General features: G+C 67.4%; 8 protein-coding genes. 5 read left to right on the top strand and 3 right to left on the bottom strand.

Annotated elements, in window-relative coordinates:
* Positions 1-372 precede the first annotated feature (372 nt).
* The 5 genes from QRM60_RS10345 to QRM60_RS10325 all read left to right on the top strand — a co-directional run bounded on the left by QRM60_RS10345 (position 373) and on the right by QRM60_RS10325 (position 4423).
* Positions 373-714 carry a hypothetical protein gene (locus QRM60_RS10345; protein ID WP_285446142.1) on the top strand — a complete coding sequence of 114 codons (342 nt, stop codon included), beginning with the start codon at positions 373-375 and terminating at the stop codon, positions 712-714.
* Positions 704-976, top strand: a complete 273-nt coding sequence (locus tag QRM60_RS10340) for a hypothetical protein (protein WP_285446141.1) — start codon at positions 704-706, stop codon at positions 974-976. Before QRM60_RS10345 ends, QRM60_RS10340 begins: the two co-directional genes overlap by 11 nt.
* Positions 973-2508 (top strand): PepSY-associated TM helix domain-containing protein, encoded by a 1536-nt coding sequence (locus QRM60_RS10335; protein WP_285446140.1) that lies wholly within the window; start codon positions 973-975, stop codon positions 2506-2508. The genes QRM60_RS10340 and QRM60_RS10335 overlap by 4 nt, the downstream gene beginning before the upstream one ends.
* Positions 2509-2680: 172 nt before the next feature.
* A complete protein-coding gene (locus tag QRM60_RS10330; RefSeq protein ID WP_186829451.1) occupies positions 2681-3145 on the top strand; it encodes a metallophosphoesterase family protein in 465 nt (154 codons plus the stop codon).
* A gap of 129 nt (positions 3146-3274) precedes the next feature.
* The gene (locus QRM60_RS10325; protein ID WP_285446139.1) at positions 3275-4423 is read left to right on the top strand and encodes an aldo/keto reductase; all 1149 of its coding nucleotides are present in this window, start codon (positions 3275-3277) and stop codon (positions 4421-4423) included.
* A gap of 206 nt (positions 4424-4629) precedes the next feature.
* Here the strand turns inward: QRM60_RS10325 and QRM60_RS10320 are convergent, their stop codons facing one another.
* The 3 genes from QRM60_RS10320 to QRM60_RS10310 are packed head-to-tail and all read right to left on the bottom strand — an operon-like array spanning position 4630 to position 8217.
* Positions 4630-5589 (bottom strand): rhamnogalacturonan acetylesterase, encoded by a 960-nt coding sequence (locus tag QRM60_RS10320; protein WP_285446138.1) that lies wholly within the window; start codon positions 5587-5589, stop codon positions 4630-4632.
* A 22-nt stretch (positions 5590-5611) separates the two neighbouring features.
* Entirely contained in the window at positions 5612-7231 is a 1620-nt protein-coding gene (locus tag QRM60_RS10315; RefSeq protein ID WP_285446137.1) for a carboxylesterase/lipase family protein, read from the bottom strand.
* Complete coding sequence (locus QRM60_RS10310) at positions 7228-8217, bottom strand: alpha/beta hydrolase (RefSeq protein ID WP_285446136.1); 990 nt, start codon at positions 8215-8217, stop codon at positions 7228-7230. Before QRM60_RS10310 ends, QRM60_RS10315 begins: the two co-directional genes overlap by 4 nt.
* Positions 8218-8354: the final 137 nt, after the last annotated feature.

Below are 8354 nucleotides of genomic sequence, written 5' to 3'. Positions count from 1 at the left end.
CATCCATTTGGCCTTCTTGGCCCTATTACTCAGAAGATCGTGAACAGGTTCTTAGTGGGTGACACCGGCCACGCCTCCGTTGGAGGTAGTCGTGCTGGTCATCGTTGAACAGGCAGCCCTGGGAGGGCTGCCGGGCACAGCCGCCGCCATGCCTCTTGTCGATCGTCTTCGCGGGAGAGCTGTGCGTGCGCGTTTTACAAAGGGTGGGTCGAACTTGGTGTGTGCGGGCGCGTGGAGCCGATTGGCCAGCGCGTGCGCGTCTGTGTAGGCAGAACGGCGCACTGGTGCGGGCGTTGCCGATCCCGCGCGCTGGCATGCAACGGCGCCAGCGCGGTGTCGAGACTTCGGCTGCACGGCATGGCACCACGGCGCATGTGCGTAGTCGCGTCTGCGGTGGACTGCAAGGCCGCGCACATGCATAGCCTGATGACGTGCCTTTACCTGCTGTGCGCGGGCGCTGCGGCGTGCGGTTTTTATCTCGCCACCGCGCATCAGCGCCTGTGGCTGCGCAGCCGCCCGCGCGCCCGCGTGCTGCGTGCAGGCGCCAGCGTGCTGCTGGTGCTGGCGGTTATCTGCGCCATCGCCGCCTTAGGCACCTGGGCCGGCGTCTTCTCGGCACTGACGGCAGCGATGCTGGCCGCGGTGGCCCTGCCATTTCTGGACGCCTGGCAACAGGCATGCACGCAACGCCGGCAGGTGCGCCATGTGGAGTAGATGGGTGGCGGCGGTGCTGCTCGGTTTGCCGCTGGCGGTGGGCGTGGTTGGCCTGTGCGCGGTGTTGCTGCCTGGCCCGCAGCGTAGCTACACGCTGGCCTGGCTGTTGTTGATGTTCCCAGTGTGGATTGGCGCCATGGCCTTGCCGTTCGTGTTTCGCAGTGCTGCGCGCGCCTGGCTGTGGTTAGGCGGGGTGACCGTGCTGTGCTATCTCGCGCTGGTAGCGATCAAGGCGCTGGGCTGGGTGGAGGTGATTGCATGAAGGCTGCAACCTTGCGCGCGTTTCTGTCCGTGCACAGCTGGATGGGCCTGCTGGCGGGCATGGCCTTGTTCATCGCGTTCTATGCCGGTGCCATCACTGTGTTCACGCACGCATTGAGCAGCTGGCAGACCACACCGCCTGCCACGCAGGCTGCACCGGCGGACCCGGTGGCCGCCGCGCAAACCTTGCTGGATACGGTGATTGCCGCGCACCCGCAGGTGGCCGAGTCGTTCCTGGTGCTGCTGCCCGGCGAGCATGGGCCGCTGGCACGGTTGTATTGGTACGGCCCGCAGGCCGATGCCAGCGGTGGCATGCGCCAGTATCAGCTCAGCAGCAGCGGTGCGCTGCTGGAGCTGCCGCAGCGCGTGGGCTTTGCCGATTTTCTCTACGACCTGCATTTCACTGCCGGCTTGCCACGCACCTTCGGCACGTATCTGTTCGGCGTGGTGAGCGTGCTGTACGGGCTGGCCCTGGTCAGTGGCGTGGTGCTGTATGCGCCGGTGTTCTTCAAAGACCTGTTCGCGCTGCGCATCGGTGCCAACCTCAAGCGCCTGTGGCAGGACGCGCACAATGTGGTGGGCATGCTGTCGCTGCCGTTCCATGTGATCTTCGCCTGGTCCGGTGCGGTGTTGTGCCTGGGTGTGCTGCTGCTGGCGCCGTTCCAGTTTCTGGTCTTCGACGGCAAGTTGTTGCAGATCCTGGAGCCGGACTTCGAACTCACCCCGCATGTGGAACCGGCCAACCGCGCAGCGCCGGTGTTGCCGATAGCGACCTTGCTGGAGAAGGCACGCGCCGCCAGCCCCGGCTTCGTGCCGGAAAGTGTGAGTTACCACGACGCAGGCGATGCCAATGCGCGCGTGGAAGTCTATGGCCATCACGATCAGCGCCAGCTCAACACGTTGGGCGGTGTGGCATTGGAAGGCGCCACCGGCAAGGTGCTGCGCGTGCTCTCGCCGCGCACGATGCGCGCCGGTACCGCCGCCTTACGTGGCCTGCAGGGGCTGCACTTCGGCAACTTCGGGCATGCGCCGCTGCAGTGGCTGTATTTCCTGCTCGGCCTGGGCGGCGCCTTCCTGTTCTACAGCGGCAATTTGCTGTGGATCGAGACACGCCGCAAGCGCCGTCAGCTTGCGCAGCCGCGTCGCACCCATGCCATGGCACGGCTCACCGTCGGCGTCTGTCTGGGCAGCGTGGCCGGGATCTCGGCGTTGTTCAGTGCCGCACGGGTGCTGCCGCCGGGTCAGGAGCGCGTGGTCTATTACGCGGTGTTCGCCGTTTGCGTGCTGTGGGCGGCGCTGCGCCCCACTGCACGCGGCGCGTATGAAGTGCTGCTTGCCTGCGCGGCGTTGACCGCGGCAATTCCGCTGGCCAGCTGTTTTTCCGCAACGGGCCTGGTGCTGCCCTGGCACGACACCCTGGTGTTGACCGTCGACGTGGTCGCCCTGGTCATGGCGTGGAGTTACTGGCAACTGGCGCGCGCCAGCAAGCGGCGTGGCGCGCAGGGCGACCCGAACAGTGTGTGGGCATGGTGATGGCCGTGGCGTTGTGCAGCGTGCGGCCTTTGCGATTTCGCCAACGGCTGTAGTGCCATTGGATGGGGTCGCAGCAGTCAACGGCAACAGTCATCGCGTTGCACACTGACACCTGCTGGACGCCGCAGGGCGCATGCTGTGCGGCATTGTTTGCAACGCTTGCCTTATCACGATGCCCGCTGCCCAACGCATTGGTTTGATCTCCGACACGCACGGTCTGTTGCGGCCCGAAGCGGTGGCCGCACTGCAGGGATGCAGTGCGATCCTGCATGCCGGCGATGTGGGCGGGCCGGAGATTCTGCAGGCACTGGCCGCGCTGGCGCCGCTGCATGCGATTGCCGGCAATATTGATATCGCGCCCTGGGCAGCCGCGCTGCCACCCACGCGTGATCTGGTGATCGCCGGCGTGCGTATCCACATGCTGCACGATCTGAAAACGCTGGCGCCTGATGTGCAGGCCGATGTCATTGTCAGCGGGCATTCGCACAAGCCGCTGGTGCACACGCGCGCTGGCGTGCTGTACGTCAATCCCGGCAGTGCCGGGCGCCGCCGCTTCAGCCTGCCCATCAGCGTGGGCACGTTGTGGCTGGGCGATGGCGCACCGCGTGCGGAGCTATGCGTGCTGGACGTGCGCTGACGCAGTTGCCGCGTGTGTGACGTGCACCACGCGCGTGGCCGCACACGCGCAGCAATCACGGCAACGATGACCTGGCCTGCACACCGGCGCGCCCATCCTCGTGCGCTGATTCGTTGCGAGGACATCAGCATGAATACACGTCGCCAATTCCTGTCTGCTGCCGCGGCCGGCACCACGGCGCTGGCCGCATCGCCATTGCTGGCACAGTCGTCCGCACCCGGAAGCGTGATGCCCACGCGCGGCCGCACGGCGGCCTCTGCCGTGCCAACTAGCGCTCCAGCCAAGGGCGCACGTTATCGGCCGACCACGCGGCTGGGCTTTGGCGGCGTTGCGATCGGCAATGGGTTTGCCCCTGCCACCGATGCGCAAAGCGAGCAGACGCTGGCGGCGGTGTGGGACTCGGGCGTGCGCTATTTCGATACCTCGCCGTGGTACGGGCTGGGCCTGTCCGAACGCCGCACCGGCCATCATCTGCATAACCATGCCGCCGATAGCTACGTGCTCTCGACCAAGGTGGGGCGCTTGCTGACCGCGACCGACAAGCCACCGAAGACCATGTGGCAGCAGCCGTCGCCGTTCGATTACCGCTACGACTACAGCGCCGCCGGCGTGCGCCGCTCGATCGAAGACAGCCTGCAACGGCTGGGGGTGTCGCAGATCGACATCGTGTACATCCACGACCTCTCACCGGAAAACGAAAAAGACCTCGGCATGCCGTGGGAACAACGCTTTGCCGAGGCCGCCAAGGGCGCGATGCCGGAGCTGACCAGGATGCGCAAGGAGGGCCTGATCAAGGCCTGGGGCTTTGGCGTCAATCGCCCGGAACCGGCCTTGCGTGCGATTGAAGAAGCCGACCCGGATATCTTCTTGCTGGCCTGCCAGTATTCGTTGCTCGACCACGCGCAGGCCTTGCACGACACCTTCCCGAAGATCGCCAGGCACGGCGCGTCGGTGGTGGTGGGCGCGCCGCTGCTGGCCGGTTATCTGGCCGGACGCGACCGCTATCTGTACGAGGGCACGGTGCCGGAGTGGGCGCCGGCCAAACGCCGGAAGGCCCTGGCGATCTGCGACAAACACGGCGTGGATCTGCGCACGGTGTCACTGCAATTTGCTGCCGCACCAGAGGTGGTGTCGGCAGTGATTCCCGGCGCACGCACGGCCGAACAGGCGCAGGCCAACGCGGCCTCGATGCGGGTGGCGATTCCTGCCGCGCTCTGGGAAGACCTCAAGCGCGCGCAGGTGATCGAAGCGGATGCACCGGTGCCGGTGGCTGGATGATCTGACTGCCCGCTGCTGGTTGCGAGGAGGGTTTGGAGAAGGTTAGCCGCGTGCAGTGAGAGGTAGCGCGCTGTCTCCATTGCAGTGCTGACGAGGTCGTCGCAGCACTGCAATAAGCAACCGTCCTTCAGGCGGCGTGCCCGCAGTCATGGCGGCGCGCCCATCTGCAGTGAGCTGTTGCACGACAGCAACAACCACTAAGAACATCACGGAATCAACAGCGGTCGCAACGCAGGCACTTGCTGCGCCAACTCATCGGCCACGATCGCCGCAAACAGGTCCGCACCATCGGCGCCGAGATGCGTGTAGTCGAACGCGAGCTTGGCCTGGCCCATCGGTTCTGCGCTGGCGTTGTCCTGCGCGGTGGCAGCGGTGGTGGTGGTCTTCGCCACTGATGCAGGCGCCGAAGAGGGCGCAACCGTCTGCGCCGGCGTCTTGCCGATGGTGGTGCCCGACTGCGCGGCAACCAGTTGCGCCGGCTCTGCCGGGCGCTGCGCCAGCCGCATTGCCAGCACCGGGCCCATGCCTTGCACCAGCGCCCGGCTGCGTGCGTGCAGGTCGATGAGTGGCACCTGCAGCTCGCGTGCCACCGCACGCGTGGCCGCTGCCCACGGCGCCAGGTCGTCGATCAACTGGCCGCGTTCGAATTGCCGCCGCGTCAGCGGCGTCACCAGCACCGGCAGCGCCCCGGCCGCACGCGCTTCGTTGACGTAGCGACGCAGGTTGGCCGGGAATTCGGTGGCCAGATCGGTCGAGCGCCCCGGCTTGCCGGGTTGATCGTTATGGCCGAACTGGATCAGCACCACCACCTGCCGATAGCCGCCGCTGCGTAGCTCCTTCAGCGCGATCTCCCACGAGCCTTCGGCGCGGTAGTTGGACGTACTGCGGCCACCGCGCGCCAGGTTGAGGCAGCTCAGAAACGAGGTGACATGCTGCGCACAAAAGCTCGGTCCCCAGCCGCCTTGCACGGCGGTGGTGGAGTCGCCCACCAACACGATCTTGCTGGCGGCCAACGGTGTGTTGGATGTCGCGGACACGGACACGGGCACGGTGGACGCCGGCACCGCTGGCGCTGCTGCAGCGCCCGTTGCACCAGCGGCCGCCTGCGCCGACAACGCCATGCACATGGCCAATAGCGTCAACACCGCGAAAGAAAACATACGCATGGATCACCGTAGAGCAGGGCGGTCAGAACGTGCCGCGTTGAATGAAGGGGGCTTGTTGATACAGCTGCCGCTCGCCGCCGCGCGGGTCGTTCGCCAGCTGGCTGGGTAGATCGAACAGCAGCGTCTCGCGGCGTTCCAGCGAGTACTGTTTCCAGCGCGGCAGGCTGCGATGATTGGGGTCGCCGTGACGCGCGAACGCGAGCAAGGCCGTGCTCATCTGGTCGGCCATCTGCTGCGCGTCATGGCTATTGCCGGTACGCGATCCTGGCTGGGCAATGGTGTCGAAGACCAGCGGAATATCCAGCGTGTGGAAGGCGCCGAACTTGCCGCCGTCCAGTGGCGAGCCCCAGTCGAGTTGATACGCCCAGGTCGGTGCGCCCTGGCGTGCGCGTGCCTCGGCTTCCTCGATGGCGCCGCGCCAGGAGCGCCCCGCCGTGGTGGCCGCGAAAAACACCTGCGACGGCGTGTAATGCGGATACAGCCGGCGGTAGTGCGCAATCACCACCTGCGGCAGCAGGTCCACGTATTGCTGGGCTTCCAGCTTGGCCGGCAACGTGTCCCAGGTCAGCGCGAAGTTGCCTGCATCGTTGCCCAGAAACGCACGCGTTTCATCGCGTGTATTGCCGATCACCATCGGGATGCGCGCCGACTGCACCGGTGCGGTCGGCCAGAACGGATGCACCGGCAACGCACGCGCATCCAGCACCGGGCCCAGATACAGCGCGCTGTTTTCCACCCGCGAGGGGTCGCGCACCTGCGCGGCGGCCAGCAGCTGTGCCGCCGGCAGGGTGCGAATGCGCGCCAGCGTGTCGGGTGAAAGTTTCAGCGCATCCAGCAACAGCTGCGCGCGCTGGGTGGCCGCACGTGGGCCGGCGGCGGTGACCTGCTGGCCGCTCATGGTCCAGGCCCGGTGGAACAGCCCGCGCGCCGCCGGCATCGCCATCAGCGTGGCGATCTTGGCACCGCCGCCGGACTGGCCGAACACGGTGACATTGCCCGCATCGCCGCCGAATTCCGCCGCATGCGCGCGCACCCACTGCAAGGCCTGGATCAGGTCGAGCTGGCCGGCATTGCCGGAATCGGCAAACGTCGCATCGCCGAGCTGCGCCAGGTACAGATACCCGAACACATTGAGGCGGTGATTGACGGTGACCACCACCACATCGCCGCGCGTGCACAGACGGGTGCCGTCGTACAGCGGGTCGCTGCCGGAGCCGGTGGTATAGCCGCCGCCGTGGATGTAGACCAGGATCGGCCGCTTGCCACCATCGCGCAGCGCCGGCGTCCACACGTTGAGGAACAGGCAGTCTTCGCTGGTGGGTTCGCTGGCCTTGGGCTGCGGGGCGGCCGCACCGTAGGCAGTGGCATCGCGGATGCCGTCCCACGGCGTTTCCAGCACTGGCGCCTGAAAGCGCCGTGGCCCGGTGTCGCCCCCATAGGGAATGCCCTTGAACACGCAGATGCCCTGGCTGCGCACACCGCGCACCTGGCCGCTGCGCACGCGTGCCACCGGTGTGCTGGTGTCGCGCGGCGCTGCCGGTGCGGCGGCGCTCAGGCCGGGCACTGCGGCGGCAGCGCCGGCCAGCAGGCCGCCACACACCAGCAGGCGGCGGCGCGGATCAACGCGGTTGGCGCGCGTCACCGCGGCGCATCCTGCGGCGTGGCGGGTGCGCTGATGTGCTGGATCCAGGCCTGGGCCAGCTGTGGCCACGCGGCCAGGGTCAGGCCGGTGGTGCCGCGGGTGCCGAAGCCATGGCCGCCCTGCGGGAACACATGCAGCTCGCTCGGCACGCCGGCGCGCAGCAGCGCATCGTGCATGAGCAGGCTGTTGCGTACCGAAACAACGGTGTCGTCCTGGGCATGCAGCAGGAAGGTGGGCGGCGTGCGTGCATCCACGTGCCATTGCGGCGAATACGCGCGCACCTTGGCGGCGCTTGGGGCATTGCCGAGCAGGCGTTCGCGCGAGCCCATGTGCGCGTTGGCGGCGTCCATGTCGATCACCGGGTAGATCAAGAGCTGGAAATCCGGGCGTGCGCTGAGCGTGTCGGCGCGGTCCACCGCTGGATACACCTGCGCGGCATAGCGGGTGCCCAGGCTGGCGGCCACATGCCCGCCGGCGGAAAAGCCCATCACGCCCACGCGCTGCGCATCGATGCCATAGCGCGTGGCATTGGCGCGGATCAGCCGGAGCGCGCGCTGCGCGTCGGCCAGCGGCACGTCCGCGCCATTGGGGCGGCCCTCGCCGGGCAGGCGGTAACGCAGCACGAACAGGGTGATGCCTGCCTGGTCAACAAACCCCGGCACCAGCGAGGTGCCTTCGTTGTCCAGCACGATGCGCTGGTAGCCGCCGCCGGGCGTGACCAGCAGCGCGGTGCCGTTGGGCCGGGCAGGGCGGTACACCACCATGTACGGCGCGCTGATCGACTGGATGTAGCGGTCCGGCACGGCCGCATCACTGCTGCGCTCCACGATGCGCTGCGGTTGCGGCAGCGCGGTGTCCCCCGGTGCCATTCCGGCCGGCCACAGCGGAATGCGGCTGGCCTGCTCGGCGGCGGTGTCCGCACTGGGGCGCTCGTCGGTGGCGGCGGCAGCGGCGCCAGCGCTGAGCAAGGCCAGGCTGAGAAGCATGCCCCGGCAGCCTTGTACGACAACGGAAACGGCACGCCGGGCGCGCCTGCGATCGGTGTATTGCATAGACCCCTCCCAGGGTTTGCTTCGCTGCAGTGCACATGTTTGCCGCACTGCACATTGCCAATGACACCGGT

The organism is Xanthomonas sp. fls2-241-TYG-148 (assembly GCF_030208815.1).
Lineage (GTDB): Bacteria > Pseudomonadota > Gammaproteobacteria > Xanthomonadales > Xanthomonadaceae > Xanthomonas > Xanthomonas campestris.
This window is presented reverse-complemented; position numbering and strand designations above follow the sequence as displayed.

What these genes read in the sequence shown, in the direction of transcription:
- QRM60_RS10345 (WP_285446142.1), top strand. Translation starts at nt 373, where the DNA reads ATGTGCGTAGTCGCGTCTGCGGTGGACTGCAAGGCCGCGCACATGCAT.
- QRM60_RS10340 (WP_285446141.1), top strand. Translation starts at nt 704, where the DNA reads ATGTGGAGTAGATGGGTGGCGGCGGTGCTGCTCGGTTTGCCGCTGGCG.
- QRM60_RS10335 (WP_285446140.1), top strand. Translation starts at nt 973, where the DNA reads ATGAAGGCTGCAACCTTGCGCGCGTTTCTGTCCGTGCACAGCTGGATG.
- QRM60_RS10330 (WP_186829451.1), top strand. Translation starts at nt 2,681, where the DNA reads ATGCCCGCTGCCCAACGCATTGGTTTGATCTCCGACACGCACGGTCTG.
- QRM60_RS10325 (WP_285446139.1), top strand. Translation starts at nt 3,275, where the DNA reads ATGAATACACGTCGCCAATTCCTGTCTGCTGCCGCGGCCGGCACCACG.
- QRM60_RS10320 (WP_285446138.1), bottom strand. Translation starts at nt 5,589, where the DNA reads ATGCGTATGTTTTCTTTCGCGGTGTTGACGCTATTGGCCATGTGCATG.
- QRM60_RS10310 (WP_285446136.1), bottom strand. Translation starts at nt 8,217, where the DNA reads ATGCTTCTCAGCCTGGCCTTGCTCAGCGCTGGCGCCGCTGCCGCCGCC.